The sequence below is a fragment of the Streptomyces hyaluromycini genome (assembly GCF_002217755.1).
GTDB lineage: Bacteria > Actinomycetota > Actinomycetes > Streptomycetales > Streptomycetaceae > Streptomyces > Streptomyces hyaluromycini.
This window is the reverse complement of sequence record NZ_BCFL01000021.1, coordinates 283,438-309,705: the sequence shown is the minus strand read 5'-3', so window position 1 is coordinate 309,705 and position 26,268 is coordinate 283,438. Positions and strand designations below refer to the sequence as shown.

Sequence of the window (26,268 nt, the reverse complement as noted above, 5' to 3'; positions counted from 1 at the left end):
TGGCGGTCCCGACTCGAAAGCGCTCACCACGGGGAGGCACTCACCATGTCTGTGATCTTCTTCGACATCGGGGAGACCCTTGCGGAACCCCACGTGGATCCCGACGGCTCGCTGAGACTGCGGCCCCTGCCGCGTGTCGTCGCCGTGCTCGACGCCCTGCACGAGGTGCGCAAGGGCATCATCTCCAACCCCGGGTCCGGCAACGGTGCCGCAGCACGGGCGGCGGCCGCGCTGGCGGAGGCGTTCCCCGGCCGTTTCACGGACGAGGCCCTCGTGCACTGGGGCGCGAAGGACAGTCGCGGGATCTTCGACCGGGCGGTCGCGAGCACCGCGGGAGCGGCAGCCGACGACTGTGTCTTCGTGGGCGAGAACGCCGCGGAGCGCGCGTTCGCACGGGAGGCGGGGATGCGTACCGCGCCGCACCCGGTGTTCACCGTGACCGCGATGGAGAACCGCCCTGTGTTCCGGGTGCGTATCGGGGTGCCGGACGGCCAGGACCAGTCCGCGTTGACCGCGGCCATGGACGAGACCGAGGCCGTTGCCGTGCAGGTCGTCTCCCAGCGGCTCGTGACAGCCATGGCGACCGCGCGGGGCACCGAAGTGCTGGAGCGCTCCGGTTTCTCGGTGGACGTGCAGGGCGGGGTGGAGGACCTGGCGGCCGCCGAGAAGTTCGTCAGCGACCTGCTGGCCCGCGGCGAGGCGGTCTTCGAGGGCGAGGAACCGACGCCCAAAACGACGCACGTGATCAACCGCGAGGACGACGGACGGCTCACCGTCCGTCGTCTGCGGTTTATGCAGTGACGTCAGTCGAAGCACCGCCGGACCAGGGCCAGGCCCTCGCCGGTCGTGTTCCGCGTGATCTCGTGCGTCTTGAGCCGGGAGGGGCTGTCGTCCGCGAACGACGTGGCGGAGCGGTGCTCCGCGGGCACCTGGACCCGGCCGCGGCGGAACAGGTCCTCAAGGAACGACGTCGCGACGCGCTCGGGGTCGGAGGGCCGCACCGAACCGCCGGCGGGGTCGGAGCCCGCGATGCCGAAGCGTCGCTCCTGCGCGGGGGCGGAGAGGGTCAGCGGCTGGGTGACGCCGTAGATCGTCCCCTGGACCGTGACGGGCGTCAGCCCCTCTTCGTCATCGCCGCCCGGCATCGCTTCGGTGATTCCGGCGTTTCGGCGTGCCACCTCCGGCTCGGTGATGGAGGCGGCGGCCTCCAGGGAGAGAATGCCGTGCCGGATGAACGCCGAGCGCAGGGACTGGCCGTACATGCCGCCGTTGCGGCGCTGGTCCGCGGCGATCATGTGGCCCGCCACCTGCGCGTAGTAGGCGGACACCACGGGTGCGGCCACGACCGCGTCCACCAGCAGCTGTCCCGCGATCTCGGCCGCCCTGCCCAGACCGGCGTGGTCCTGCAGGTCCTGCTGCCGGAAGATCCCCGCGACGATCTTCAGGAAGGCGCCGCTGAACACCCGGGAGAACGAGTGCGGCTCACTGGAGAGCCTGCTCGCGGGCTCGCTGGGCGACAGCAGCACCGGGTCGCGGTAGAAGAAGTTGTTCGCCATGTTGCGCAGACAGTCCGGGTCCACCGCGCTCGGCGCGCCCTGGCGGATCGCCCAGCCCAGTTGCTCGGCCATCCTGGACACCCGCGAGGACAGTTCGAGGTTGCCGTGCGTCTCGCCCAGGACCGCGATCCGCAGCGATTCCAGCTGGAGCGAGCCCAGCAGGGCGCTGATGTCGCCGAACGCCTCGTGCAGGGCGGCCGTCTCCGCGCTCGCCATGTTGAACAACTGGGGACGCAGGGCGTCGAGGACCGCGTGCCCCGTCTCGTGCAGGACGACCTCGTTGCTCTCGCACGCGGCGATGTTGACGCCTGCCACCGTGCTGCGGAAGAACCACACGCCTTTACGGTCGTAGAAGGCGTTCAGGTCGTCCCCTGCGTTGAGGTGCGCCGTGAGGGCGCGTCCGACCTTCGGATGCCACTTGGTCCCGGCCGGAACCAGCGGACCCCAGGTCTGGCCGGCCCGGCCGAGCGAGTCGGCCGCCACCCAGTAGCGGAACGCCTCGGTGCCGGGCCCGGCGCCGTTCGGCTGCGGCGCGGTCTCCGCGATGGCCGTCGGGAAGGGCTGGGTGTCCAGTTGGGGGACGGGATGCGGTACGGGCATGTTGATGTGCAGAGGATCTCCGCCGGGGTCGTCCTCGAACACCAGGACTGTCGGCATGGTCGCTTGCTGAGGCTGCACCGTCATGGCGGCTCCATGTGGGGGTGGGGTGGGGGTGGTGGAGTGCACCGAAGAGACGCTTTTGATCAAAAGTGTCTCCTGGTTCAGTACGAGGCCCCGGTAGCCCGGTGTCAATTCGAACAGGAGCAGTCGGCAGCGCCTCCGAGCAGCAGTGGTGCGGCCGGGCAGGCCGTCCCTGCTGGCCCACGCCCGGTACACACCGGCCGCCGAACGCGGCGGGTTCGGCGGCCAGTCGAGGGACGGCGCAGCCAGAAGCGCCCGGAAATGTGTCCGGGCCCTTCTGGCTGTGGTGGCTCAGGCCTGGGTCAGGCCGTCCTGGCCGTAGCCCAGGTGTGCTGTGCCGCCACGTCCGCCTTGACCTCGGACAGCTGGACCGCCACCGCGCTGGGTGCCGTGCCGCCCCTGCCGTTGCGGGAGGCGAGGGCGCCGGGGACGTTGAGGACCGAGCGGACCTCGGGGGTCAGGTGGGCGCTGATCTTCGCGAACTGGTCGTCGGTCAGTTCGTCCAGTTCCTTGCCCTCGGCCTCCGCCGCCTTGACGCACTCGCCGGCCACCTCGTGGGCGACCCGGAAGGGGACGCCCTGCTTGACCAGCCACTCGGCGATGTCGGTGGCGAGGGAGAAGCCGGCCGGGGCCAGTTCCTCCATGCGGTCGCGGTTGACGGTGAGGGTGGCCATCATGCCGGTGAAGGCGGGGAGCAGGACCTCCAGCTGGTCGCAGGAGTCGAAGACCGGCTCCTTGTCCTCCTGGAGGTCGCGGTTGTAGGCGAGGGGCAGCGCCTTGAGGGTGGCCATGAGGCCGGTCAGGTTGCCGATCAGGCGGCCGGACTTGCCGCGGGCCAGCTCCGCGATGTCGGGGTTCTTCTTCTGGGGCATGATCGACGAGCCCGTGGAGAACGCGTCGTGCAGGGTCACGAAGGAGAACTCCTTCGTGTTCCAGATGATGATCTCCTCCGCGATCCGGGAGAGGTTCACGCCGATCATCGCGGTGATGAAGGCGAACTCCGCCACGAAGTCGCGGGAGGCCGTGCCGTCGATGGAGTTGGCGACGCTGCCGTGCTCGAAGCCGAGGTCGGCGGCGACCGCCTCCGGGTCCAGGCCGAGGGAGGAGCCGGCGAGGGCGCCGGAGCCGTACGGGGAGACGGCCGTGCGGTCGTCCCACTGGCGCAGCCGCTCGGCGTCCCGGGACAGGGACTGGACGTGGGCCAGGACGTGATGGGCGAAGAGGACCGGCTGGGCGTGCTGGAGGTGGGTGCGGCCGGGCATCGCCACGTCCGGGTGGGCCTCCGCGAGGCCGATGAGGGCGTCCTGGAGGTCGGCGATCAGGCCGCCGATGGTGCGGGCGTGGTCCCGGAGGTACATCCGGAAGAGGGTCGCGACCTGGTCGTTGCGGGAGCGGCCGGCGCGGAGCTTGCCGCCGAGGTCGGGGCCGAGGCGTTCGAGGAGGCCGCGCTCCAGGGCGGTGTGCACGTCCTCGTCGGCGATCGTGCCGACGAAGGAGCCGTCGGCGACGTCGGCCTCCAGCCGGTCGAGGCCGGCGATCATGCGCTGGAGCTCGTCCTCGGTGAGCAGGCCCGCCTTGTGCAGCACGCGCGCGTGGGCACGCGAGCCGGCGATGTCGTAGGGCGCGAGCCGCCAGTCGAAGTGGACGGACGCGGACAGCTTCGCCAGGGCCTCGGCGGGACCGTCGGCGAAACGGCCGCCCCAGAGCCGTACGTCACCGCTGTTGCTGCTCACTTGCGTTGCTCCTAGAAGAGATACGGATGTGGCACCGCCTCCCCGGCCATGAACGGGGAGGCGGTCGTCACGCTACTGCTTACGCGAGGTCTCGCTTGGCCGCGATCTTCGACGACAGGCTGTAGATGTCGATGAAGCCCTTGGCCGCGGCCTGGTCGAACGAGTCGCCGGTGTCGTAGGTGGCGAGGTTGAAGTCATAGAGGGAGGAGTCGGAGCGGCGGCCGGTGACGACCGCGCGGCCGCCGTGCAGGGTCATCCGGATGTCGCCGGTGACGTGCTGGCTGGCCTCGTCGACGAAGCCGTCCAGGGCGCGCTTGAGCGGGGAGAACCACTGGCCGTCGTAGACGAGTTCGCCCCAGCGCTGCTCCACCTGCCGTTTGTAGCGGGCGAGTTCGCGCTCGACGGTGACGTTCTCCAGCTCCTGGTGGGCGGTGATGAGCGCGATCGCGCCCGGCGCCTCGTACACCTCGCGGGACTTGATGCCGACGAGGCGGTCCTCGACCATGTCGATGCGGCCCACGCCCTGGGCGCCCGCGCGCTCGTTGAGCTCCTGGATCGCCTGGAGCACGGTGACCGGCCTGCCGTCGATCGCGACCGGGGCGCCCGCTTCGAAGGTGATGACCACCTCGTCGGCCTCGCGCGGGACGGCCGGGTTCCGGGTGTACTCGTAGATGTCCTCGATCGGGCCGTTCCAGATGTCTTCCAGGAAGCCTGTCTCGACGGCGCGGCCGAAGACGTTCTGGTCGATGGAGTACGGGGACTTCTTGGTGGTCGCGATCGGGAGGCGCTTCGCCTCGCAGAAGGCGATGGCCTTGTCACGGGTCATCGCGTAGTCGCGGACCGGTGCGATGCAGGTGAGGTCGGGGGCGAGGGCGACGATGCCGGCCTCGAAGCGGACCTGGTCGTTGCCCTTGCCGGTGCAGCCGTGGGCGACCGTGCCGGCGCCGTGCTTGCGGGCGGCGGCGACCAGGTGCTTGACGATCGCCGGCCGGGAGAGGGCGGAGACCAGCGGGTAGCGGTCCATGTAGAGGGCGTTGGCCTTGATCGCCGGGAGGCAGTACTCGTCGGCGAACTCGTCCCTGGCGTCGGCGACCTCGGCCTCGACCGCGCCGCACGCCAGGGCGCGCTTGCGGATGACGTCCAGGTCCTCGCCGCCCTGGCCGACGTCCACCGCGACGGCGATGACCTCGGCGCCCGTCTCCTCGGCGATCCAGCCGATGGCGACGGAGGTGTCAAGCCCGCCGGAGTAGGCGAGTACGACGCGCTCGGTCATGGGTCCCTCCTCCCGTACATCCGCTCGCTATGCATGAGTATGCAGAGCTCTGCATGATTCGTCAATCCGACCGGCTTCGGCGGACAGATATGAAAAAGGTTTGAACAAACGAAACCGCTTTCTCGTACCCATCCCTGAACGCCGGCGCCGCGTTTGTAAACCCACCTCTGACCCAAGTGAGGCATCCGCATGTCCAGGGCTCTTCCGAAGTACAACAAGCGTCGCGTCGTGCTCATCGGCGGCGCTGCCGCCGTCGCGCTCTCCGGTGCGGTCATCGCCGGTTCGGCCCTCGCCGGTACGCCCGACAAGAGCAGTGGCACGAGCAACGCGCGCACCCTCGCCGCCTCGCCCGGCACCATCACCTGCCCGGACGTCGCCTCCCAGCTGCCCGCGATCCCGGCCTCCGCGAAGGCCGAGGTCGACCGGAACCTCACGCTCCTGCAGACGCAGATCCAGGAAGCCAACAAGCGGCTGGTCGACACGGTGGGCCAGGGCGGGCCGAACTTCGTCAACAACGCGATCCTCGGCCCCCTCAAGGACAAGCGGGTGGCGACCGTCAACCGGATCGCGACCGCGATCGGCCGTACGGCCGCCAAACCGACCGGCCTGGACTCGCTGGCGCCGTGCACCCTGAACGCGAGCGGGACCAGCACCAACACGGGCAGCGGTACGGCGACGGGCACCGCCTCCGCCTCGGCCGCACCGAGCACGGCCGCGACCCAGCAGCAGTCGACGGGCAGCACGAGCACCGGCACCAGTGCCGTCGGCACGATCACCTGCCCGGACGTCGCCTCCCAGCTGCCCGCGATCCCCGCGTCCGCGCAGGCCGAGGTCGACCGCAACCTCACCCTGCTCCAGACCCAGATCTCCGAGGCCAACAACCGGCTCCAGACCACGGTCGGCCAGGGTGGCCCGAACTTCGTGCAGAACGCGATCCTCGGCCCGCTGGAGGACAAGCGGAAGTCGACCATCGACCGGATCGCCATCGCGATCGGCCGGACGTCGACCAAGCCGACCGGCCTCGACTCCCTGGCCGCCTGCACGCTCACCAAGTGACGTGACAGGCAGCTGTGGCCGCCCCGTGTACAGCGCCGGCCGGGGCGGCCGCAGTGGGGCCTGTCCGGATCCCGGAATTCCTTAGACGTGCGAAGTAAACGCGCCGATAATTTCCAGGTATGGGAAAGACCTATGAGCGCATAGACGGCAGGCTCCGCACGTTCATCGAGGAACAGCCCCTGTTCTTCACCGCCACCGCCCCGCTCGCGGGCGACGGCACGGTCAACCTCTCCCCCAAGGGCCTCCGGGGCTCCTTCGCCGTACTCGACGAACTCACCCTGGCCTACCTGGACTTCGCCGGCTCCAACGCCGAGACCATCGCCCATCTGCGGGAGAACGGCCGCATCACCCTGATGTGGTGCGCGTTCCAGGGCCCGCCGAACATCGTGCGGGTGCACGGCCGCGGCGAGGCGGTCTTCCGTGACGACCCGCGCTTCGCGGAACTCCTCACCCGTTTCCCGGACATCGACCCGGCCCTGCACGGCCTGCGCGCGATCATCGTCGTCCACGCCGAACTCATTCGCGACAGCTGTGGTTACGCGGTCCCCTACATGGCGTACGAGTCCGACCGTGAGCTGCACGGGAAGCGCTTCGCGCGCGAGGACGACGCCTCGCTGAGCGCGTACTTCGAGAAGAAGGACCACATCGCGGTGAGCCTGGACGGCCTACCCGGGCTGCCGTTGCCGCTGCCTCCGTCTACCGTCTGAGCCATGCGTCCAGGCGTCGTCGTCACCCTTGTCTCCGCGTCCCTGCTGCTGCTCGGTGCGGCACCGGGCGGCGGGGATCCGCAACCGCTGCCCGCCCAGCTGGCCGACACGGGCGGCGGCAGCCAGCTGATCACCGCGCAGGCGTCCGCACTGAGCTCGACGTCGGGGACCCTGACCTGGTGGGAGCGCCGGGACGGGCAGTGGGCGCAGGTGGGGTCGGCCGCCGCGCGGTTCGGCGCGAAGGGGCTGGTCGAGGGGGACAAGCGGCAGCAGGGGACGAACACGACCCCGACGGGCCTGTACGACCTGCCGTTCGGGTTCGGCCTCCAGGCGGCGCCGACGGGGACCTCCGTCGAGTACCGGCCGGTGACGGCGAATTCGTGGTGGTGCCAGGACAACGACTCGGCCTCCTACAACCGTTGGGTCGAGCCGCTGCCGTCCGACTGCCGGGCCGCCGAGTCGGAGAAGCTGTCGTCGTACACGACGCAGTACGCGTACGCGCTGGTGATCGGGTTCAACTACTCGCAGCCCGTGCGGGGGCGGGGGGCCGGGATCTTCCTGCATGTCAACGGGCAGGGGGCCACGGCCGGGTGCGTGTCGGTGCCGGAGGAGGCGATGCGGGAGATCGTGCGGTGGGCGGATCCGAAGAAGGCACCGCATATCGCCATCGGGACGGTGAGCGGGAGTACGGCGCTTTCCCGGTACTGATCGCCGACCGGCGGAACGGGCCTGATCCTCGGCGCCGGTACGACGTGTGGTCGTGCCGGGTGCGCCGGTGTGCCGGTTGCTCGCGCGCCGGAGATCGCTGATCCCCTGCGGCCTCGCTGTGCGGCGGCGGTCTCAGACGCGGGTGATCGGTGCCGAGCGGCCGGGTATGTGCTCTCGTCCCACCTCCGGCACGCGCAGGATGGCGGCGGCACCGAGCAGACCGAGCGCCGCCAGCGTCAGGTACAGCGCGGGGTAGCCGCCGAGGGCGATCAGCGCCGGGGCGGCGAAGGGGACCAGCGACTGGGGCAGCGCGACGGCGATGTTGATGATGACCAGGTCCTTCGCGGTGTCGGCGGCCATCGTGACCGGGCCGCGGCGCCAGTAGCTCCCGCGGTACAGGTACTGCCAGGTGTCCTCGATCGCGCGGGCGTCGCGGCCGAGCAGCACCGGGTTCACCTGGTCGCGCAGGTAGCTCGCGACGGCGAGTTCGCGGCCGTTGAGCGTGGCATCGCCCCAGCCGACCACGCCGTCCTCGGTCTCCAGACGTAGACTCACGAAGTTGCGGCCCGGGCAGGTGACGACGACTTCGGCGGATGTGATCTTCACGGTCATGCCTCTCGGACCCAGGAAACATCCTCTTGGTAGGACGTTTGTAGCCGCAAAGCTAAAATGAAGGATGTTTGGCGTCAACCGTCTGACAGGAGGCCGTTTCCCGTGGCTGCCCGGACCCGGGGCCAGATCGTGGCCCAGCAACTGCTCGACGACATCACCTCGGGGGTGTTCGAGCAGGGCTCGAAGCTGCCGCCCGAACGCGAGCTGATGACGCGCTACGGCGTGGGCCGGAACTCACTGCGCGAGGCCGTCCAGAGCCTGGTCGCCACGGGCGTCCTGGACGTGCGCGCCGGCGCCGGGACCACGGTCCAGAAGATCGACGGCAGCTCCGCCATCACACAGGGCTTCACGGCCGCGATGCTGCAGGACGCGGCCGTCGGCGAACTCCTCGAACTGCGCGTCCTGCTGGAGGTGGACGCGGCGGCCCGGGCGGCCGAACGCGCCGAAGAGGCGGAACTGCAGGAGATCCGCGCCGCCCTGGCCGCCTACCAGGACGCCGTCCGCCGCGACGAGGACCTCTACGCGCGAGACGTCGCCTTCCACCGCTCGATCGCGGCGGCCGCGCACAACCGCCTCTATCTCAGCGTCGTCGACACCACCGCCCAGCTGCTGGAACGATTCATGCGCGCCGCCCACCACACCCCCACGGACGTCAGGGCCGCGGCCCAGGAACACGCGCTGATCGCCCACCACATCCTGCTCGGCGACTCGGAGTCGGCCGCCGCGGCCATGCGGGCGCACCTCGCGTCGAGCAATGAGCGGCGCAACCGGCGCGAAGAGACCGCACCCCCGGCACCGGACAGCTTCCCGGCGCGTTCTTGACGCCACGCCAGGCCCGACCTATCGTCCCACCGATAGATCTCGCCTCACTAAACATCCCACCTAAGGGGAGGATGGATGGCGAAGGAACTGGCGGCCCCCGTCCGTGCGCTGCTGGAGCAGTACCGGTCGATGGGGGAAGGCGTCCAGGACATCGAGGCCGCGCTCCCGCAGCTGCGGGCCTGGCGGGCGCCGGACCTCTCCGACGGGCCGGTGGACGACGTCGAGATCAGCGACATCGTGATCGAGAACGTCCCGGTCCGTCTGTACCGGCCCGCCGGTGACGGCGGCCTTGCGCTGCACGTCTACTTCCACGGCGGCGGGTTCGTCCTCGGCTCCGCGCTGGCCGGGGATCTGGACGGCCTGCTCTCCCGACGCGCCCACGACGCCGCGTGCCTCGTGGCGTCGGTCGAGTACCGGCTGGCTCCGGAACACCGGTTCCCGGCCGGAGCCGACGACTGCTACACCGCGTTGCGCGGGCTGGTCGCGGACGCCGAGCGGCACGGCATCGCACGCGACGCCGTCACGGTGGGCGGCGTGTCCGCGGGCGGGAACCTCGCGGCCGTGGTCGCGCTGATGGCACGGGACCTGGACGGCCCCGCCATCGCCCTGCACCTGCTGGAGGCCGCCGGCACCGACGTCACCAAGACGTCGAGCGCGTGGCGGCACCCTCGCCCGGAACACGACACGACGCGCGAGGCGGACCTCGCCATGATCGATCTCTATCTCTCCTCGCTCGCCGAGCGGGCCCACCCCTACGCGTCCCCGCTCTTCGCCCCCGGCCTCGACGGCGTGGCACCCGCCTACCTCGTCAACGCGGAGTTCGACCCGCGCAGGGACGAGTGCGAGGCCTATGCGGCCCGGTTGCGCGACGCCGGCGTGCAGGCGGTCAGCCGGACCCTGCCCGGCCACGTCCACGGATCGTGCGGGCTGCCGGACCGGCAGCCCGCACGCGACTGGCGGGCCGCGGCCAACGCGGTCCTCGCCTCGGCCAACGCTGCCGCGCGGGCCGGCCGGCCCCTCCGCCTCACAGCTCCGTAGCGCTCCGCACACCAGCTGCCGGAAGCCCGACGGTGAACGTCGTCGATCCCGGGGCGCTTTCCAGGGCCACCGTCCCCCCGTGCGCCTCCACCACCGCCGCCACGATCGACAGGCCCAGGCCCGCTCCGCCTCCGGAGGCGTCCGCGCGGCGGCGGTGTTCCGCTCTGGTGAAGCGTTCGAACACGCCGGGCTGGATGTCCGGGGGAATGCCGGGGCCGTCGTCGTGGACGTGGAGGACCGCCGTCGCGTCGTCCGTCTCCAGGGTCACCGTCACCTTCGTGCCGGCGGGGGTGTGCAGCCGTGCGTTGGCCAGCAGGTTGGCCAGTACCTGTTGGAGGCGGTGGCTGTCGCCGGTCACCGTCACCGGTTCTTCGGGGAGGTCGAGGGTCCAGCGGTGGTCGGGGCCCGCGGCGCGGGCGTCCGTGACCGCGTCCAGGACGAGGTGGGTGAGGTCGACCGGGTGGCTCTCCAGGGGGCGTCCGGCGTCCAGGCGGGCCAGGAGGAGGAGGTCGTCGACCATCTCGCCCATGCGGGAGGACTCGGCGGCGATGCGTTCCAGGGCCCGGGTGATCTCGGGGGGCAGGGGGCCCGGGTGGAGCAGCGCCAGTTCCGCGTGGCCGCGGACCGAGGCGACCGGGGTGCGCAGTTCGTGGCTGGCGTCGGCCGCGAAGGAGCGCAGGCGTTCCTCGCTCGCGTGGCGTTTCGTCAGCGCGTCCTCGACGTGGCCCAGCATGCGGTTGAAGGCGGCGGCCACCCGGCCGACCTCGCTGCGGGGGTCGGATTCGGGGGCCCGGGGCGGCAGGGCCACCTCCCCGCTGGCGAGTGGGAGTTCGCTGACCCGGGTGGCCGTGGCCGCGACCCGGCTCAGCGGGCGCAGGGACCAGCGGACCCAGAGGGCGCCGGCCACCCCGGCGGTGGCGAGGGCGAGGCCGAAGACGCCGGCGGCGACCAGTTCCAGGCGGTGGACGGTGGCCCGTACCGGCTCCAGGGGCAGACCGGTGACCAGGACGTCGCCGTCGCGGCCCGTCCAGGCCAGGAGCCGGTAGTCGCCGATCGAGGAGAGGCGGACCGTGTGGCCGCGGCCGTCGACCCGCAGTGCGGCGAGGGCCGCACGGTCGTGGTCCGTGAGGGCGACGGTCAGGTCCGGGTCGGCTCCGGAGGGGATCAGGGCCGCGTTGGTGACCCGGCCCTTGAGCAGGCGGGCGCCGAAGGTGCCGGCGGCCTGGCGGCGGGTGTCGCCGTGCTCGTCGCCGTCCCGGTCGCTGGGCTTGTACGTGCCGTGTTCGAGGGACTGCGGGAAGCTCGGGCCGGTCTGCTGGAGCTGCTGGTCCAGGCGGCCCGTGAGGAAGCCGTCCAGCTCGACCACCGCCGCGATGCCCACGGCCGCGCAGCTCACCGCCAGCAGCACGACCAGGCCCACGGTGAGGCGGGCGCGGAGGGTGCGGGGGCAGGGCAGGTGCCGTAGCCGTCGTAGAAGAGTCACCTGGTCACCTGGTCGCCGGTTTGAGGACGTAGCCCGAGCCGCGGACCGTGTGGATCATGGGTTCGCGGCCCGCGTCCACCTTCTTGCGCAGGTAGGAAATGTACAGCTCGACGACATGGGCGCGGCCGCCGAAGTCGTAGGACCAGACGCGGTCCAGGATCTGTGCCTTGCTGAGGACGCGGCGCGGGTTGCGCATCAGGAAGCGGAGGAGTTCGAACTCGGTCGGCGAGAGCTCGATCAGCTCGCCGGCCCGGGACACCTCGCGGGCCTCCTCGTCCATGGTCAGGTCGCCGACGACCAGCCGGGGGCCGTCCTCCTGCTGGCGGGCCATGCCGGCCCGGCGCAGCAGGCCGCGCAGCCGGGCGATCACCTCCTCCAGGCTGAAGGGCTTGGTGACGTAGTCGTCACCGCCCGCGGTGATGCCGGCGATGCGGTCCTCGACGGCGTCCCGGGCGGTGAGGAAGAGCACACAGACGTCCGGCTTCACCTGGTGCAGCGAGCGGAGCACGGCGAAGCCGTCGGTGTCCGGGAGCATCACGTCGAGGACCACCGCGTCCGGCAGCAGCTCCCGGGCCGTGGTCAGCGCGGCCGCGCCGTCGCCGGCCGCGCGGACCTCCCAGCCCTCGTAGCGCAGGGCGCCGGTGAGGACCTCCGCGAGGTCGGGGTCGTCGTCGACGACGAGGACGCGGAGCGGGGTGCCGTCGGGGCGGGTGAGGGCGGGGCGGCCGGAGCGGGTCGTGTTCATCGCGTCTACCAGCATCGCCCCTGCCGGCGGCGAGAGGGGGACCACGGGTGCTCTGAGTTTGCTCTGAGTGCGCTGAGCAGGGCGGGCACTGAGAGGTCCCTCAGAGGTTCGGGCTGCACAGTGGCGGCACCGGACGGAGAAAGGACCCAACTCATGACGACCGTGGACGAACGGCATACGGCCCCGGCCGTGCCCGCCGTGGCCACGCGCCGCTCCCCCGCCGCCGCCGTGCTCACCGTGCTGTGGGCCGGAGCGGCGGCCGTGATCGCGCTGTGGTGGTCGGACACCGGCTCGGTCGTCGGAGCGGCGGGCTGGCTGACCGGGGCCGGGCGGATGGCCGGGCTGCTGTGCGGGTACGCCTGCGCGGTGCTCGTCGGCCTGATGGCCCGGGTGCCGCTGCTGGAGGTCCGGGTCGGCTCCGACCGGGTGGCGCGGTGGCATGCGATGGCCGGGCGGTACACGGTGTGTCTGCTGGTCGCGCACATCGCGCTGATCCTCACCGGGTACGCGGCCCAGGACCACGCCTCGATCGTCCACGAGACGCTGAACGTCGTGCTGGACTACCCCGACATGCTCAAGGCGACCGCCGGCACGGTGATCCTCTTCGCCGTCGGCATCACCTCGATGCGCGCGGCGCGCCGGCGTACCAGCTACGAGTTCTGGTACTACGTCCACCTCCTCACCTACGCGGCCGTCTTCCTCGCCTTCTTCCACCAGCTGACGCTGGGCAACGACTTCAACGGCAAGCCGGTCGCCACCGCCTTCTGGTACGCGCTGTACCTGGGGGTAGCGGCCCTGGTGGTGTGGTTCCGGCTGCTGGCGCCGGTGCGGCTCAACCTCCGGCACCGGCTGCGGGTGGAGTCCGTGCAACAGGAGTCACCCGGCGTGTACTCCGTCGTGGTGCGGGGCCGGCGGATCGGTGAACTGGGCGCGCAGGCGGGGCAGTTCTTCCGCTGGCGGTTCTTCGGCGGTGACGGCATGGGCTGGACGTCCACGCCGTACTCCCTGTCGGCGCCGCCGCGCGGCGACCTGCTGCGGATCACGGTCAAGGCGCTCGGCGACCACAGCACGGCCGTCGCGCTGCTGCGCCCCGGTACCCGGGTGTGGGCGGAGGGGCCGTACGGCTCCCTCACCGCCGACCGGGCCACCCGCCACCGCTCCCTGCTGATCGCGGCCGGCGTCGGGGTCACCCCGCTGCGGGCGCTCTTCGAGACGCTGCCCGGCGAGGTCACGCTGCTCTACCGGGCGCGTACCGCCGAGGACCTGGCGCTGGGCGGCGAGCTGGAGGCGATCGCGCGGTGGCGCGGGGCCCGGGTGCTCTACGCCCTCAACGGTCCGCGCGGCGAACGCCCCGCCCTCACGGCGGACGCGCTGCGGGCGACCGTCCCCGGTCTCGCCGGACACGACGTGTACATCTGCGGCCCGCACGGCTTCGCCCAGGAGCTGTACGGGGCGCTGCGGGCCGCCGGAGTGCCGGACCGCCGTATCCACCACGAGTCGTTCGAGCTGTGAGGCCCCTGTCGTGCACGCACTGAACAAGAACCGGCCGCTGCGCCGCATCATGCTGGCGAGTGCCGCCACCGTCTCCGGGATAGTGATGCTGCTGGCGCTGAAGCCGCACACCGCCCCCACCGTGATCACCGACTCGGCGGCACCCGCGCCGTCGGCCGCCGCGAGCTCCTCACCGGGCGCGAGCAGCGGCTCGGGCAGCTCCGGCAGCTCCGGCAAGTCGGGGAGCAGCAGCACCGGCACCAAGACCGTCACCGGGGACACCGTGCAGACCCGCTGGGGTCCCGTCCAGGTGAAGGTGACCATCAAGAACGGCAAGATCACCGACGTCACGGCGCTCCAGTACCCGTCGGACAACCCCCGGGACCAGCAGATCAACGACTACGCCCTGCCGCAGCTGCGCAGCGAGGCGCTGGCGGCGCAGAGCGCGAGCATCGACACCGTCTCCGGGGCCACCTACACCAGCCAGGGCTACCAGCAGTCACTCCAGTCGGCACTGGACTCCGCAGGTCTCTGAACACTCGGGCAGTACGGCACGTATCTGTGGGCCAAGGGTCAATTCCCTACGGAGGAACCGTGACCACCACGCTCGCAGGCGGACGTGCCGCCCGACGACAGACGATGCGCCGCATCCGCCCGCGCCGCTCCCCGGCCGTACCGCTGCTGCTCGCCGTATGGGCGGGCGCGGCGGCCGTGCTGTGGCTGTGGTGGCACAACACCCCGTCCATCGCCGACCAGAACGGCAAGATCCTCAACGCCGGCCGGATCACCGGCCTGCTGGCCGGGTATCTGATGGCGCTGGTCGTGCTGCAGATGGCCCGGGTGCCCGCGCTGGAGCGGCGGGTCGGCTCCGACCGCGTCGCCCGCTGGCACGCGATGAGCGGCCGTTACACGCTCTGCCTGGTCTTCGCGCACGTCTTCCTCATCATGTGGGGCTACGCGCTGCAGGCCGGCAAGACGCTGAACGACATCGTCCAGCAGACCATCGACTCCGTGAACCAGCTCCCCGACATGGGCAAGGCCGCCATCGGCACCGGCCTGTTCGTCGTCATCGGCCTGACCTCGATCGGCCCGGTCCGGCGCCGGATGCCGTACGACACCTGGTACCACGTGCACCTGCTGACGTACGCGGCGGTGTTCCTGACCTTCTGGCACCAGATCACCACCGGCAACGACTTCGCGCTCACGCCGATGGCGAAGACCTTCTGGTACGGGCTGTACGGCGTGGTCACCGCGCTGGTGGTCTGGTACCGGATCCTCACCCCGATCCGGCTCAACCTGCGGCACCGCATGCGGGTCGAGGCGGTCATCGAGGAGACGCCGGGCATCGTGTCGGTGCTGATCGGCGGGCGCAAGCTGCACCGGATGGGCGCGGAGGCCGGCCAGTTCTTCCGCTGGCGGTTCATGGCCCCCGGGATGCGGTTCAGCTCGCACCCGTACTCCCTGTCGGCGGCCCCGCGCCCCGACATGCTGCGGATCACCGTCAAGGCGATCGGCGACCACAGCGCGCGGCTGCGCGAACTACGGCCCGGAACCAAGGTGTGGGCCGAAGGGCCGTACGGGGCGATGACCGCGTCCCGGCGCAGCCGCGGCAAGGTCCTGCTGGTGGCGGGTGGCGTCGGGATCACGCCCATGCGGGCGCTGTTCGAGACGCTGCCCGGCGCCGCAGGCGACCTGACCCTGCTCTACCGGGCCAACACCACGCAGGACCTGGCCCTCTGGGACGAACTGGCGAAGATCGCCAACGAGCGCGGGGCCCGGCTGATGTACGCGGTCAACAGCCCGGAGGGCGAGCGGCCGGACATCTCCGCCGAGAACCTCCAGCGGAAGATCCCGGACATCGACAACCACGACGTCTTCATGTGCGGCCCGCCCGGGTTCGCGCAGGGCGTGTACGAAGCACTGCGCGGCGCGGGAGTTCCCGCCCGCCGCATCCATCACGAGTCGTTCGAGATGTGAGCGACGGGACCACGCGGGAATCCAGGGAATCGGGAGTTCGTAAGCGATGAGGAAGAGTCACCCCATCAGGCGTGTGGTGCTGGCCACCGCGGCGACCGTGTCCGGTGTCGTGCTGCTGCTGTCGCTGAAGCCGTCGTCGGACCCGGCGTCCGCGTCGGCCGCGGGTGCGGCCTCGTCGGCCGCGGCGGCGGGGCAGGAGTCGCCGCAGGGCGGCACCGGGGCCGCCGGGGCCACGACGGTGGACGGGGACGCTACCCAGACGCAGTACGGGGTCGTGCAGGTCCGGCTGACCGTCGCCAACGGCAAGATCGCCCAGGCCCAGGCGATCCAGGCGCCCAAGGGCGGCACCAGCGACCAGAAGACCGCGCTGTCGGTGCCGCAGCTCAACAAGGAGACGGTGGCGGCGCAGAGCGCGAACATCGACTCGGTCTCCGGGGCGACGTACACGAGCACCGGCTACAAGCAGTCGCTGCAGTCGGCGCTGGACAAGCTGAAGGAGGCGGCCGCCTCCTCATCGTCGGGCTCCTCCTCGTCCTCGGGCTCCTCCTCGTCGTCCGGGTCCGCGCAGGCGCAGGCCAAGACGGTGACCGGGCAGGTCGCGCAGACCCAGTACGGGCCGGTCCAGGTCCGGATCACCGTCTCCGGCGGGAAGATCACCAAGGCGGAGGCGGTGCAGGCGCCCAGCGGCGGCACCAGCGACCAGAAGACCGCGCTCTCCGTCCCGAAGCTCAACCAGGAGGCGGTGGCGGCCGGGAACGCCAGCATCGACTCCGTCTCCGGGGCCACCTACACCAGCACCGGCTACAAGCAGTCCCTGCAGTCGGCGCTGGACCAGGCCGGTGGCTGAGGCCGTGGCGGAGTCCGCGGAAGCTCCCGCCGCGGTGCGTCATGCGGAGGAGGTCATGGGGACGGTCTTCTCCTTCGACGTCCGCGGCGGGGATCCGGATGCCGTACGGGCGGCCCTCGAAGAGGCGGTCGCCGGGCTGCACCGGGTCGACGAGGTGTTCAGCACCTACCGCGAGGACAGCCAGGTGTCCCGGCTGGCGCGGGAGGAGATCGGCGTCGCCGACTGCGATCCCGAGGTGGCCGAGGTGCTGGAGCTGGCGGCCGAGGCGGAGCGGGTGAGCGACGGCTGGTTCAGTACGCGCTACCGGGCCCGGCTCGACCCCACCGGGATCGTGAAGGGCTGGTCCGCCGAGCGGGCGGCGCAGGTGCTCCGGCGGGTGGCCGGGGTGAGCGGGGTGAGCGTGAACGGCGGCGGTGACGTCCAGATGTTCGGCGCACCCGAGCCGACGCGCGCCTGGCGGGTGGGGATCGCCGATCCGCTGCGGCCGGGCGGGCTGGCGGCGGTGATCTCGGCGGCGGGGGTGGAGGAACTGGCGGTCGCCACGTCCGGTACGGCGGAGCGGGGCGCCCATATCGTCGACCCGCGGACCGGGAAGTCGGCGGTGACGGATCTGGTGGCGGTGACGGTGGTGGGACCGCGGCTGACGTGGGTGGACTGCTGGGCCACGGCGGCGTTCGCGATGGGCTCGCGGGCGGGGTTGGCCTGGCTGGAGTCGCTGCCGGGTGTGGAAGGGCTGCTGATCACGGCCGGCGACGAGGTGCGCTGCACCGGGGGGCTGGCCGCCCGTCTGGGCTGAGGCCGGGGGTGACACTTACCGGCGCTTGCAGGGTGCCGCTGCGGCACGCCTGCCCGCAGCTATGTGAGACACGGCTGGACAGCGCCCCGTAAGGGGCGCGGGGCTGTATCTGATGTGCGGCTCCGCCGCGTGGGCGCGACCAGCCCCCACCGGCCCGCAGTCAAACACTCACCGCAATGTCTTTTCATTTTGTCCCGTAAAACGCCATCCATCCCTCCCTCTCGGCCGTACCCCCTGTGAAGCAAGTTTCGGGAGGAACACCATGGCCGTCTTCAGCAACCTCATGCCGTTCAACCACCGGGACCGCGACCGCGACCACAACGACCGGCACGGCCACGACCACGGGCACGACCACGACCGCGACCACGGCGACCGGCACGGTCACCGGCACGACCACGGTGACCGGCACGACCACGGTGACCGGCACGACCACAACCGCTACTGACCACACCCGAAGGCTGAGCGGACCGGCGCCGGGTCGGCCGGTCCGCTTCGCCGGTGGTCGCGAGGAACCCCGTCATGGCGCGAGTACTGCCGGCCGGCGATCCCTCCGGCACCGTGGTCGCGGCCGCTCCCCCGGTCTCCCCACGCGAGGTCTTCCGGCGGTTCTGGCCGTACACCCACGGCGGCCGCCGCTGGCTCGTGCCGCTCGTCCTGCTGAGCCTGACCTCCCCCGCGGTCGACGCCGCGGAGCTGTGGCTCTTCAAGTTCGTCGTCGACGACGTGCTCGTAGCGCGGGAGTTGCGGCCTCTGCTGTGGATCGCCCCCGTCTATCTCGGCCTCGTCCTCTGCTCCGGCGCCCTCGGCTTCGCCGACGACGTGACGTCCACCTGGGTCGGCGAACGCTTCCTGCTCACGCTGCGCTCCGAGGTGTTCCGGCATGTCCAGGGGCTCTCGCTCGGCTTCTTCGAACGCCGACGGCTCGGGGACGTGCTGTCCAGGGTCACGGGCGACGTCGACGCGGTGGAGACGTTCCTGCTCTCGGGTGTCGCGGACGCCCTGTACTACCTGATCAGCCTGGGCGTCTACCTCGGCATGCTCTGCTACCTCCGCTGGGACCTGACCCTGCTCGCCCTCGTCGTCGTACCGCTGTTCTGGGGCGCGGCCCGGCACTTCTCGCGGCTGGTCAGGGAGGCCTCCCGGGAGCGCAGGCGCCGCGGCGGGGCGCTCGGCGCGATCGCCGAGGAGTCGCTGGGCAACGTCGTCCTCGTGCAGGCGTACAACCGGCAGGACTGGGAGGCACGCCGGTTCGAGCGGGAGAACGACGGCCGGTTCCGGGCGGCGATGGCCTCGGCGCGGATCCATGCCGTGTACGCACCCGTGGTCGAGTTCGTGGAGGTGGCCGGCGGCCTCGCGGTGCTGGCCCTCGGCACCTGGAATCTGGCCCAGGGCCGGCTCACGCTCGGCGGACTGCTGGTGTTCCTCGCGCTGATCGGCAAGCTGTACAGCCCGGTCCACGGACTGTCCGGGCTCGGCACCACCTTCTACACGGCCTCCGCCGCCGCGGAACGCATCATCGAACTGCTCGACGAGCGGCCCCAGGTGACCGAGGCCGCCGGGGCGCGCCGGATCGGCCGGGCGCGGGGTGCCGTGGAGTTCGACGGGGTGTGGTTCCGCTATCCCGGCACTGCGGCCTGGGCGCTGTCGGACGTGTCGTTCCGGGCGGCTCCCGGGGAGACGCTGGCGCTGGTCGGGGCGAGCGGGGCGGGCAAGTCCACGCTCGCGAAGCTGCAGTTGCGGTTCTACGACCCCGACCGGGGCGCGGTCCGGCTCGACGGGACCGATCTGCGCGAACTCAGCCTGACCGACGTCCGGGAGAACATCGCCGTGGTGCTGCAGGAGACGCTCGTCTTCCACGGCACCGTGCGGGAGAACATCGCCTACGGCCGGCCGGCGGCCACCGAGGCGGAGATCGTCGCGGCGGCGCGGGCCGCGGACGCCCACGAGTTCGTCGAGCGGCTCCCGGACGGCTACGACACCCTCGTCGGACAGCGCGGCCGGACGCTCTCCGGCGGACAGTGCCGGCGGCTGGCGATCGCCCGGGCGATGGTCCGGGACGCTCCGGTGCTCCTTCTGGACGAGCCGACCGCCGGGCTGGACGTCCGCTCGGTGCGGCGGGTCATGGAGCCGCTGCGCCGGCTCATGGCCGGGCGGACCACCGTGGTGGTCTCGCACCAGCTGCCGGCCGTCCGCGACGCCACCCGGATCGTGGTGCTCGACCACGGCCGGGTCGTCGAGGACGGCGCGCCCGCGGAGCTGCTCGGGCGGGAGGGGCCGTATGCCCGGCTGCACCGGCTCGGTACAGGAGCGGTGCTGTCCTGACCTCCGTTCACACCTCCGGGGTCACCACCTTGCCCTTCTGCAGCTGGGCGGTGGCGAGGACGGTGCCGTCGGGAGAGGTGAGGCGGGAGGCGGAGTACCGGGTGAGGTCGACGGGGACCGCCGCGCCCCAGTTGCCGCGTCCCTCGCGGACGGGGAAGTCGCCGACCCGCGTGGTCGTGCCGTCGGCGCGGGCCAGGAGGCAGGTGATCTTGCCGTTGTAGGGGGTGCCGGGGAGGGCGACGGACACGAACATCCAGGCGGGGCTGCCGGGATGGGCGTAGACCTCGCCGACGGGCTGCCCGCCGCCGGCCGGGATCATGTCCCCGACCAGCACGGGTTCGGACTCGACGGCGGGCGACGAGGCGGCGGTGACGGCCCCCTCGACGGCGTTGCCGATCGCCCAGCCTGCGAAGCCGACGGCGACCGCGGCGGTGGCGGCGACCGCCGCGAGCCGCAGCCGGAGGCGCCGGACGCGGCCGCGCCGGCCCTGAGCGGCGCCGGCCGGCCGGGCCCCCTCCGGTCCCGCCGTCTGCTCGGCCAGGCTGCGCGCCACCCGCGCCGCGAAGCCGGGCGGCGGGTCACTCTCCGGCAGCAGGCCGATCAACCGGTCGCCGATCCCGGTGAGTTGGCGTACGTACTCCCGGCAGTCCGCGCACCCGTCCAGATGGGCGACCGCCTCGGCCCGCTCGCGCCCGGGCAGGACTCCCAGCGCCAGTTCGGCGCCGACCTCGCGCAGCTTCTCGCAGTGCGCGTCACCGGACATGGCCGCCTCCCTTCGGGGACGCGAGCGCGGTGCGGAGTTTCGCCATCGCGGCTCTGATCCGGGTCTTGGCCGTGCCCAGCGGGATCCGCTCCGCGTCGGCGATCTGCTGGGCCGTCATGCCGTAGATGCCGGCCATCATCAGGGCCCGGGCCTGTTCTCGTGGCAGCCGGGCCAGCGCGGCCCGGAGCTGGGTGGAGGCCTCGTCGGCCAGGGCCCACCGTTCGGGGGTCTCGGTGACGGCGTCGAGGAGGGGGTCGAGGTCCTCGGGTGCCATCGGTTCGGTCCGCCGGGCGCGGACGGCGTCGACGGCGAGGTTGTGCGCGATGGTCGTCAGCCAGGTCCCGACCGAGCCGCGGCGCGAGTCGTAGATCTGGGCATGCCGCCATGCGCGCTCGAACGTCTGCTGGGCGACGTCCTCGGCGAGCTGCTGGTCCCCGGTGACCGCCATGGCGACCCCGAAGACCCGGTGCTGGAACCGCCGTACGAAGAGCTCGGCGAGCTCCGGGTCTCCGGTGGCCAGCCCGGACAGCAGGGCCTCGTCCGGGAGGCGGCCGACGGGGAACCGGAATCCCGACACACCCCGGTGTACGTTCGACGGCCGCCAGGGGATTGCCCGCCCGCCTGACCGCTCGCCGCGGAAGATCACACGGTCATTGTCCGTCGGCCGGCCGGGCCCCGCACGCGGGTGTCAGCGGCTGCCGCTGGCCGTCGGCGGGCGTCAGTGCCCGTTCTGGGCCAGGCGCAGCAGGTGGTCCGCGAGGGCCTGCCCGCCGGTCGGATCACGGCTGATGAGCAGCAGTGTGTCGTCCCCGGCGATGGTCCCCAGGATGTCCTGGAGCTCCGCCTGGTCGATCGCCGAGGCGAGGAACTGGGCCGCGCCGGGCGGGGTGCGCAGGACGACCAGGTTCGCCGAGGCCTCCGCCGAGATCAGGAGTTCCTGGGAGAGGCGGCGCATCCGCTCCTCCTTGGCCGACTCCCCCAGCGGGGCGCGGGGCGTACGGAATCCTCCCTCGCTCGGCACCGCGTAGATCAGCTCGCCGTCGGTGTTGCGGATCTTCACCGCGTTCAGCTCGTCGAGGTCCCGGGAGAGCGTCGCCTGGGTGACCGTGAGCCCGTCGTCGGCGAGCAGCTTGGCGAGCTGGCTCTGCGAGCGCACCGGCTGCCGGTTGAGGATGTCCACGATCCGGCGGTGCCGGGCGGTCCGGGTCTGCGGCACCGCGGGCCCCGCCCCGCCCGACTGGTCGAACTCCTGCGCCTGGCTCATCGTCGTCTCATTCTCCGGATCGTCCGTCCCCGCTCGCTGCGTCGAGGATGCCGGGCAGGGCGCTCAGCAGCGCGTCCGCCTCTACGTCGCGGAGGTTCAGCGGCGGCATCAGCCGTACGACGTCGGGAGCGGGCGCGTTCACCAGGAACCCGGCCTCCTGAGCCGCCTGCTGGACCTGCGCTGCCAGCGGCTCGGTGAGCACGATACCCAGGAGCAGGCCCGCGCCCCGGACATAATCGATCAATCCGTGGCCGAGACCCTCGATTCCGTCCCGCAACCTCTCGCTCTGCCGCTTGACGTTCTCCAGCAACCCCTCGTTCTCGATGGTGTCGAGGACGGCGAGGCCGGCGGCGCAGGCCACCGGGTTGCCGCCGAAGGTGGTGCCGTGGTGGCCGGGCTGGAGCAGTTCGGCGGCGCGGCCGAAGGCCACGGTCGCGCCGAGCGGCAGCCCGCCGCCGAGCTGCTTGGCGAGGGTGACGACATCGGGCAGCACGCCCTCGTGGGCCTGGTACGCGAACCAGGTGCCGGTGCGACCGGTGCCGGTCTGCACCTCGTCGAGGACGAGCAGCGCGCCGGTGGCGGCGGTGATCGCGCGGGCCGCCTTGAGGTAGCCGGGGGGCGGTACGACGACGCCGTTCTCGCCCTGGACGGGCTCGATGATCACCAGGGCGGTGTCCTCGGTGACCGCCGCCGCCAGGGCCTGCGCGTCGCCGTAGGGCACGTGGGTGACGTCGGCGGGCAGCGGGCGGAACGGGTCCTGCTTGGCGGGCTGTCCGGTGAGCGCGAGGGCGCCCATGGTCCGGCCGTGGAAGCCGCCGTCGGTGGCGACCATGTGGGTCCGCCCGGTCAGCCGGCCGATCTTGAAGGCGGCCTCGTTGGCCTCGGCGCCGGAGTTGCAGAAGAAGACCCTGCCGTCCCGGCCGAAGAGCTGGATCAGCCGCTCCGCGAGGGCGACCGTGGGCTCCGCCATGAAGAAGTTGGAGATGTGGCCGAGGGACGCGATCTGCTTGCTGACGGCCTCGACGATCGCCGGGTGGGCGTGGCCGAGCGCGTTGGTGGCGATACCGCCGACGAAGTCGTGGTACTCGCGGTCCTCGGTGTCCCAGACCTTGACGCCCTCGCCGCGGACGAGCGGCAGCCGCGGGGTGCCGTAGTTGTTCATGAGCGCGCCCTGCCACCGCGCGGTCAGTTCCCGGTTGCTCATGACTCCCCCTCCGCGTCCGGCACGACCATGGTGCCGATGCCTTCGTCCGTGAAGATCTCCAGCAGGATCGAGTGCTGGACCCGGCCGTCGATGACCCGGGCGGTGGTGACGCCGTTGCGCACGGCGTGCAGACAGCCCTCCATCTTCGGCACCATGCCGGAGCTCAGCTCCGGCAGCAGCTTCTCCAGTTGGGAAGCGGTGAGACGGCTGATCACCTCGTCGGAGTTCGGCCAGTCCTCGTAGAGGCCCTCGACGTCGGTGAGGACCATGAGGGTCTCGGCGCCCAGAGCAGCAGCGAGTGCCGCAGCCGCCGTATCAGCATTGACGTTGTAGACATGCCCGTCGTCCTGACTGCGGGCGATGGAGGAGACGACCGGGATCCGGCCGTCGGCGAGCAGGGCCTCGATCGCGCCCGTGTCGATCGCGGTGATCTCGCCGACCCGGCCGATGTCGATGCGTTCGCCGTCGATCTCGGGCCGGTGCTTGGTGGCGGTGATGGTGTGGGCGTCCTCGCCGGTCAGGCCGACGGCGAGCGGTCCGTGCTGGTTGAGCAGGTTGACCAGCTCGCGCTGGACCTGCCCGGCGAGCACCATCCGTACGACGTCCATGGCGTCCTCGGTGGTGACCCTGAGCCCGGCCTTGAACTCGCTGACGATGCCGTGCCGGTCGAGGGCGGCGCTGATCTGCGGGCCGCCGCCGTGCACGACGACCGGCCTGAGGCCCGCGTGGTGCAGGAAGACGACGTCCTGGGCGAAGGCCGCCTTCAGGTCCTCGTCGATCATGGCGTTGCCGCCGAACTTGATCACGACGGTCCTGCCGTTGTGACGGACCAGCCAGGGCAGGGCCTCGATGAGGATCTGCGCCTTGGGCAGCGCGGTGTGCTTACGCGTGGTGCTCATGAGGAGTAGGCGCTGTTCTCGTGGACGTAGTCGGCGGTCAGGTCGTTGGTCCAGATGGTGGCGGTCTCGGAGCCGGCGGCGAGGTCGGCGACGATGTGCACCTCGCGGTAGCGCATGTCGACCTTCTCGCGGTCCTCGCCGACCCCGCCGTTCTTGCACACCCAGACGCCGTTGATGGCGACGTTGAGCCGGTCGGGCTCGAAGGCGGCCTGGGTGGTGCCGATGGCGGAGAGGACACGGCCCCAGTTGGGGTCCTCGCCGTGGATGGCGCACTTGAGGAGGTTGTTGCGGGCGATGGAGCGGCCCACCTCGACGGCGTCGTCCTCACTGGCCGCGTTCACGACCTCGATCTTGATGTCCTTGCTGGCGCCCTCGGCGTCCCGGATCAGCTGCTGGCCGAGGTCGTCGCAGACGGCGCGGACGGCCTCGGCGAACTCCTCGTACTCCGGGGTGACGTCGGCGGCGCCGGAGGCGAGCAGCAGCACGGTGTCGTTGGTGGACATGCAGCCGTCGGAGTCGACGCGGTCGAAGGTCGTCCGGGTGGCGGCGCGCAGCGCCTTGTCGAGCGCCTCGCTCTCGACGACCGCGTCCGTGGTCAGCACGACCAGCATGGTGGCGAGGCCGGGGGCGAGCATGCCGGCGCCCTTCGCCATCCCGCCGACGGTCCACCCGTCCTTCGTCACCACGGACGTCTTGTGCACGGTGTCGGTGGTCTTGATGGCGATGGCGGCCTTCTCGCCGCCGTGCTCGGAGAGCTGGGCGGCGGCGGTCTCGACGCCCGGGAGCAGCTTGTCCATGGGCAGGAGCACGCCGATCAGGCCGGTCGAGCAGACGGCGACCTCGATGGCCCCCCTCCCCAGTACCTCGGCGGCCTTCTCGGCGGTCGCGTGGGTGTCCTGGAAGCCCTTGGGGCCCGTACAGGCGTTGGCGCCGCCGGAGTTGAGGACCACGGCCGAGACCTGGCCGCTCTTGAGGACCTGCTCGGACCAGAGCACGGGGGCGGCTTTCACGCGGTTGGAGGTGAAGACGCCCGCGGCGGCACGGCGGGGCCCGGTGTTGACCACGAGGGCCAGGTCCGGGTTGCCGTTCTCCTTGATCCCGGCGGCGATGCCCGCGGCCGTGAATCCCTTCGCTGCCGTCACGCTCACGGCGCAACTCCGATCGTGGTCAGCCCGGTGGACTCGTCGAGTCCGAGGGCGATGTTCATGCTCTGCAGGGCGCCACCGGCGGTGCCCTTGGTCAGGTTGTCGATGGCGCTGATCGCGATGATGCGGCCGACGGCCTCGTCGTATGCGACCTGCACCTGAACGGCGTTGGAACCGTGGACGGACGCCGTGGCGGGCCACTGGCCCTCGGGGAGCAGGTGGACGAAGGGCTCGTCGGCGTAGGCCTTCTCGTAGGCGGCGCGCACGGACTCCCCCGTCACCCCGGCCACGGCCCTGGCGCTGCAGGTGGCGAGGATGCCGCGGGGCATCGGCGCGAGCGTCGGCGTGAAGGAGACGGCGACCCGCTCCCCCGCGACCGCGCTGAGGTTCTGGATCATCTCGGGGGTGTGCCGGTGGCCGCCGCCGACGCCGTACGGGGACATGGAGCCCATGACCTCGCTGCCCAGCAGGTGCGGCTTGGGCGCCTTGCCCGCGCCGGAGGTGCCGGACGCGGCGACGATCACCGCCTCGGGCTCGGCGATCTGGGCGGCGTAGGCCGGGTACAGGGCGAGGGAGACGGCGGTCGGGTAGCAACCGGGCACCGCGATGCGCTTGGACCCCTCCAGCGCGGCGCGGGCACCCGGCAGTTCGGGGAGGCCGTAGGGCCAGGTGCCGGCGTGCGGGGAGCCGTAGAAACGCTCCCAGTCGGCCGGGTCGTTCAGACGGAAGTCGGCGCCCATGTCGACGACGAGGACGTCCGGGCCGAGCTGCTCGGCGACGGCGGCGGACTGCCCGTGCGGGAGCGCGAGAAAGACGACGTCGTGCCCGGCGAGGGCCTCGGGGGTCGTCTCCGCCAGCACGCGGTCGGCCAGCGGGAACAGGTGCGGCTGGAGCGCGCCCAGGCGCTGGCCCGCGTTGGAGTTGCCGGTCAGGGTGCCGATCTCGACCTCGGGGTGCGCGAGGAGCAGCCGCAGGACCTCTCCGCCCGCGTACCCGCTCGCTCCGGCCACCGCCGCACGTACCGCCATGTCCATCCTCCTCCAGATGGCATGACTATACGGTCCCATGCACTTTTATGCAATGTATTCCGGGGCAACGGCACATCCCTCGGTGACAGGATGTCCGACGGGGAGCGGGCGTGCCGAG

25 protein-coding genes and 1 pseudogene are annotated in these 26,268 nt (G+C 71.7%); 13 read left to right on the top strand and 13 right to left on the bottom strand.

Annotated elements, in window-relative coordinates; translation table 11 throughout:
- The first annotated feature begins 45 nt into the window (after window positions 1-45).
- On the top strand, window positions 46-801 hold the full coding sequence (locus SSP29_RS25750; protein WP_089103175.1) for a hypothetical protein: 756 nt from the start codon (window positions 46-48) through the stop codon (window positions 799-801).
- 2 nt (window positions 802-803) lie between these two features.
- On the opposite strand, the gene SSP29_RS25745 is transcribed toward SSP29_RS25750, so the two are convergent.
- From SSP29_RS25745 to SSP29_RS25735, 3 genes are all read right to left on the bottom strand, one after another.
- Window positions 804-2,240 (bottom strand): gluzincin family metallopeptidase, encoded by a 1,437-nt coding sequence (locus SSP29_RS25745; RefSeq protein WP_150134907.1) that lies wholly within the window; start codon window positions 2,238-2,240, stop codon window positions 804-806.
- A gap of 299 nt (window positions 2,241-2,539) precedes the next feature.
- Window positions 2,540-3,970 (bottom strand): argininosuccinate lyase, encoded by a 1,431-nt coding sequence (gene argH, locus SSP29_RS25740; RefSeq protein ID WP_089103174.1) that lies wholly within the window; start codon window positions 3,968-3,970, stop codon window positions 2,540-2,542.
- A 79-nt stretch (window positions 3,971-4,049) separates the two neighbouring features.
- A complete protein-coding gene (locus SSP29_RS25735; RefSeq protein ID WP_089103173.1) occupies window positions 4,050-5,243 on the bottom strand; it encodes an argininosuccinate synthase in 1,194 nt (397 codons plus the stop codon).
- Window positions 5,244-5,432: 189 nt separating this feature from the next.
- Here SSP29_RS25735 and SSP29_RS25730 point away from each other — a divergent pair, with 189 nt between their 5' ends.
- The 3 genes from SSP29_RS25730 (at window position 5,433) to SSP29_RS25720 (ending at window position 7,714) form a co-directional block, all read left to right on the top strand.
- Entirely contained in the window at window positions 5,433-6,299 is an 867-nt protein-coding gene (locus SSP29_RS25730) for a hypothetical protein (protein ID WP_089103172.1), read from the top strand.
- A gap of 119 nt (window positions 6,300-6,418) precedes the next feature.
- Window positions 6,419-7,006: a pyridoxamine 5'-phosphate oxidase family protein gene (locus SSP29_RS25725; RefSeq protein WP_089103171.1), complete on the top strand. Its 588-nt coding sequence runs from the start codon at window positions 6,419-6,421 to the stop codon at window positions 7,004-7,006.
- Window positions 7,007-7,009: 3 nt separating this feature from the next.
- Entirely contained in the window at window positions 7,010-7,714 is a 705-nt protein-coding gene (locus SSP29_RS25720) for a L,D-transpeptidase family protein (protein WP_089103170.1), read from the top strand.
- A 303-nt stretch (window positions 7,715-8,017) separates the two neighbouring features.
- On the opposite strand, the pseudogene SSP29_RS59115 reads toward SSP29_RS25720, so the two are convergent.
- Window positions 8,018-8,320: pseudogene (locus SSP29_RS59115) on the bottom strand (bifunctional D-altronate/D-mannonate dehydratase); the annotation flags it as partial.
- A 108-nt stretch (window positions 8,321-8,428) separates the two neighbouring features.
- On the opposite strand from SSP29_RS59115, the gene SSP29_RS25710 reads away from it, so the two are divergent.
- Window positions 8,429-9,148, top strand: coding sequence for a FadR/GntR family transcriptional regulator (locus SSP29_RS25710; RefSeq protein WP_167450001.1), 720 nt, complete (start codon window positions 8,429-8,431; stop codon window positions 9,146-9,148).
- 75 nt (window positions 9,149-9,223) lie between these two features.
- Window positions 9,224-10,186 carry an alpha/beta hydrolase gene (locus SSP29_RS25705; protein WP_089103168.1) on the top strand — a complete coding sequence of 321 codons (963 nt, stop codon included), beginning with the start codon at window positions 9,224-9,226 and terminating at the stop codon, window positions 10,184-10,186.
- Here the strand turns inward: SSP29_RS25705 and SSP29_RS25700 are convergent.
- Complete coding sequence (locus SSP29_RS25700) at window positions 10,173-11,669, bottom strand: sensor histidine kinase (RefSeq protein ID WP_089103167.1); 1,497 nt, start codon at window positions 11,667-11,669, stop codon at window positions 10,173-10,175. The genes SSP29_RS25705 and SSP29_RS25700 overlap by 14 nt on opposite strands.
- A 4-nt stretch (window positions 11,670-11,673) precedes the next feature.
- A complete protein-coding gene (locus SSP29_RS56320; RefSeq protein ID WP_089103166.1) occupies window positions 11,674-12,414 on the bottom strand; it encodes a response regulator transcription factor in 741 nt (246 codons plus the stop codon).
- Window positions 12,415-12,567: 153 nt separating this feature from the next.
- Here SSP29_RS56320 and SSP29_RS25690 point away from each other — a divergent pair, with 153 nt between their 5' ends.
- The 7 genes from SSP29_RS25690 (at window position 12,568) to SSP29_RS25660 (ending at window position 19,847) form a co-directional block, all read left to right on the top strand.
- A complete protein-coding gene (locus SSP29_RS25690) occupies window positions 12,568-13,926 on the top strand; it encodes a ferredoxin reductase family protein (protein ID WP_089103165.1) in 1,359 nt (452 codons plus the stop codon).
- Between the two features lie 10 nt (window positions 13,927-13,936).
- A complete protein-coding gene (locus SSP29_RS25685) occupies window positions 13,937-14,440 on the top strand; it encodes an FMN-binding protein (protein WP_089103164.1) in 504 nt (167 codons plus the stop codon).
- A gap of 59 nt (window positions 14,441-14,499) precedes the next feature.
- Window positions 14,500-15,882 carry a ferredoxin reductase family protein gene (locus tag SSP29_RS25680; RefSeq protein WP_150134904.1) on the top strand — a complete coding sequence of 461 codons (1,383 nt, stop codon included), beginning with the start codon at window positions 14,500-14,502 and terminating at the stop codon, window positions 15,880-15,882.
- Window positions 15,883-15,928: 46 nt separating this feature from the next.
- A complete protein-coding gene (locus SSP29_RS25675; RefSeq protein WP_150134903.1) occupies window positions 15,929-16,729 on the top strand; it encodes an FMN-binding protein in 801 nt (266 codons plus the stop codon).
- 55 nt (window positions 16,730-16,784) lie between these two features.
- Window positions 16,785-17,525, top strand: a complete 741-nt coding sequence (locus tag SSP29_RS25670) for an FAD:protein FMN transferase (protein WP_438363812.1) — start codon at window positions 16,785-16,787, stop codon at window positions 17,523-17,525.
- Between the two features lie 262 nt (window positions 17,526-17,787).
- Window positions 17,788-17,970 carry a hypothetical protein gene (locus SSP29_RS25665; RefSeq protein WP_089103162.1) on the top strand — a complete coding sequence of 61 codons (183 nt, stop codon included), beginning with the start codon at window positions 17,788-17,790 and terminating at the stop codon, window positions 17,968-17,970.
- 74 nt (window positions 17,971-18,044) lie between these two features.
- Window positions 18,045-19,847: an ABC transporter ATP-binding protein gene (locus tag SSP29_RS25660; RefSeq protein ID WP_089103161.1), complete on the top strand. Its 1,803-nt coding sequence runs from the start codon at window positions 18,045-18,047 to the stop codon at window positions 19,845-19,847.
- Between the two features lie 7 nt (window positions 19,848-19,854).
- Here the strand turns inward: SSP29_RS25660 and SSP29_RS25655 are convergent, their stop codons facing one another.
- From SSP29_RS25655 to argC, 7 genes are all read right to left on the bottom strand, one after another.
- Window positions 19,855-20,610 (bottom strand): zf-HC2 domain-containing protein, encoded by a 756-nt coding sequence (locus tag SSP29_RS25655; protein ID WP_089103160.1) that lies wholly within the window; start codon window positions 20,608-20,610, stop codon window positions 19,855-19,857.
- The gene (locus tag SSP29_RS25650) at window positions 20,600-21,187 is read right to left on the bottom strand and encodes an RNA polymerase sigma factor (protein ID WP_089103159.1); all 588 of its coding nucleotides are present in this window, start codon (window positions 21,185-21,187) and stop codon (window positions 20,600-20,602) included. The genes SSP29_RS25655 and SSP29_RS25650 overlap by 11 nt, the downstream gene beginning before the upstream one ends.
- Window positions 21,188-21,328: 141 nt before the next feature.
- Window positions 21,329-21,874: an arginine repressor gene (locus SSP29_RS25645; protein WP_089103158.1), complete on the bottom strand. Its 546-nt coding sequence runs from the start codon at window positions 21,872-21,874 to the stop codon at window positions 21,329-21,331.
- A 7-nt stretch (window positions 21,875-21,881) separates the two neighbouring features.
- Window positions 21,882-23,078, bottom strand: a complete 1,197-nt coding sequence (locus SSP29_RS25640; RefSeq protein ID WP_089103157.1) for an acetylornithine transaminase — start codon at window positions 23,076-23,078, stop codon at window positions 21,882-21,884.
- Window positions 23,075-23,977: an acetylglutamate kinase gene (gene argB, locus SSP29_RS25635; protein ID WP_089103156.1), complete on the bottom strand. Its 903-nt coding sequence runs from the start codon at window positions 23,975-23,977 to the stop codon at window positions 23,075-23,077. Before argB ends, SSP29_RS25640 begins: the two co-directional genes overlap by 4 nt.
- Entirely contained in the window at window positions 23,974-25,125 is a 1,152-nt protein-coding gene (argJ, locus tag SSP29_RS25630; protein WP_089103155.1) for a bifunctional glutamate N-acetyltransferase/amino-acid acetyltransferase ArgJ, read from the bottom strand. The genes argB and argJ overlap by 4 nt, the downstream gene beginning before the upstream one ends.
- Entirely contained in the window at window positions 25,122-26,150 is a 1,029-nt protein-coding gene (argC, locus tag SSP29_RS25625) for an N-acetyl-gamma-glutamyl-phosphate reductase (RefSeq protein ID WP_089103154.1), read from the bottom strand. Before argC ends, argJ begins: the two co-directional genes overlap by 4 nt.
- Window positions 26,151-26,268: the final 118 nt, after the last annotated feature.

Excerpts from the sequence above, each read along its gene's own strand:
- SSP29_RS25640 (WP_089103157.1), bottom strand. The coding sequence starts at position 23,078 with ATGAGCAACCGGGAACTGACCGCGCGGTGGCAGGGCGCGCTCATGAAC.
- SSP29_RS25660 (WP_089103161.1), top strand. The coding sequence starts at position 18,045 with ATGGCGCGAGTACTGCCGGCCGGCGATCCCTCCGGCACCGTGGTCGCG.
- SSP29_RS25735 (WP_089103173.1), bottom strand. The coding sequence starts at position 5,243 with ATGACCGAGCGCGTCGTACTCGCCTACTCCGGCGGGCTTGACACCTCC.
- argC (WP_089103154.1), bottom strand. The coding sequence starts at position 26,150 with ATGGCGGTACGTGCGGCGGTGGCCGGAGCGAGCGGGTACGCGGGCGGA.
- SSP29_RS56320 (WP_089103166.1), bottom strand. The coding sequence starts at position 12,414 with ATGAACACGACCCGCTCCGGCCGCCCCGCCCTCACCCGCCCCGACGGC.
- SSP29_RS25720 (WP_089103170.1), top strand. The coding sequence starts at position 7,010 with ATGCGTCCAGGCGTCGTCGTCACCCTTGTCTCCGCGTCCCTGCTGCTG.
- SSP29_RS25670 (WP_438363812.1), top strand. The coding sequence starts at position 16,785 with ATGGGGACGGTCTTCTCCTTCGACGTCCGCGGCGGGGATCCGGATGCC.
- SSP29_RS25675 (WP_150134903.1), top strand. The coding sequence starts at position 15,929 with ATGAGGAAGAGTCACCCCATCAGGCGTGTGGTGCTGGCCACCGCGGCG.
- SSP29_RS25690 (WP_089103165.1), top strand. The coding sequence starts at position 12,568 with ATGACGACCGTGGACGAACGGCATACGGCCCCGGCCGTGCCCGCCGTG.
- SSP29_RS25750 (WP_089103175.1), top strand. The coding sequence starts at position 46 with ATGTCTGTGATCTTCTTCGACATCGGGGAGACCCTTGCGGAACCCCAC.
- SSP29_RS25705 (WP_089103168.1), top strand. The coding sequence starts at position 9,224 with ATGGCGAAGGAACTGGCGGCCCCCGTCCGTGCGCTGCTGGAGCAGTAC.
- argB (WP_089103156.1), bottom strand. The coding sequence starts at position 23,977 with ATGAGCACCACGCGTAAGCACACCGCGCTGCCCAAGGCGCAGATCCTC.
- SSP29_RS25655 (WP_089103160.1), bottom strand. The coding sequence starts at position 20,610 with ATGTCCGGTGACGCGCACTGCGAGAAGCTGCGCGAGGTCGGCGCCGAA.
- SSP29_RS25725 (WP_089103171.1), top strand. The coding sequence starts at position 6,419 with ATGGGAAAGACCTATGAGCGCATAGACGGCAGGCTCCGCACGTTCATC.
- SSP29_RS25745 (WP_150134907.1), bottom strand. The coding sequence starts at position 2,240 with ATGACGGTGCAGCCTCAGCAAGCGACCATGCCGACAGTCCTGGTGTTC.
- SSP29_RS25730 (WP_089103172.1), top strand. The coding sequence starts at position 5,433 with ATGTCCAGGGCTCTTCCGAAGTACAACAAGCGTCGCGTCGTGCTCATC.
- SSP29_RS25665 (WP_089103162.1), top strand. The coding sequence starts at position 17,788 with ATGGCCGTCTTCAGCAACCTCATGCCGTTCAACCACCGGGACCGCGAC.
- SSP29_RS25645 (WP_089103158.1), bottom strand. The coding sequence starts at position 21,874 with ATGAGCCAGGCGCAGGAGTTCGACCAGTCGGGCGGGGCGGGGCCCGCG.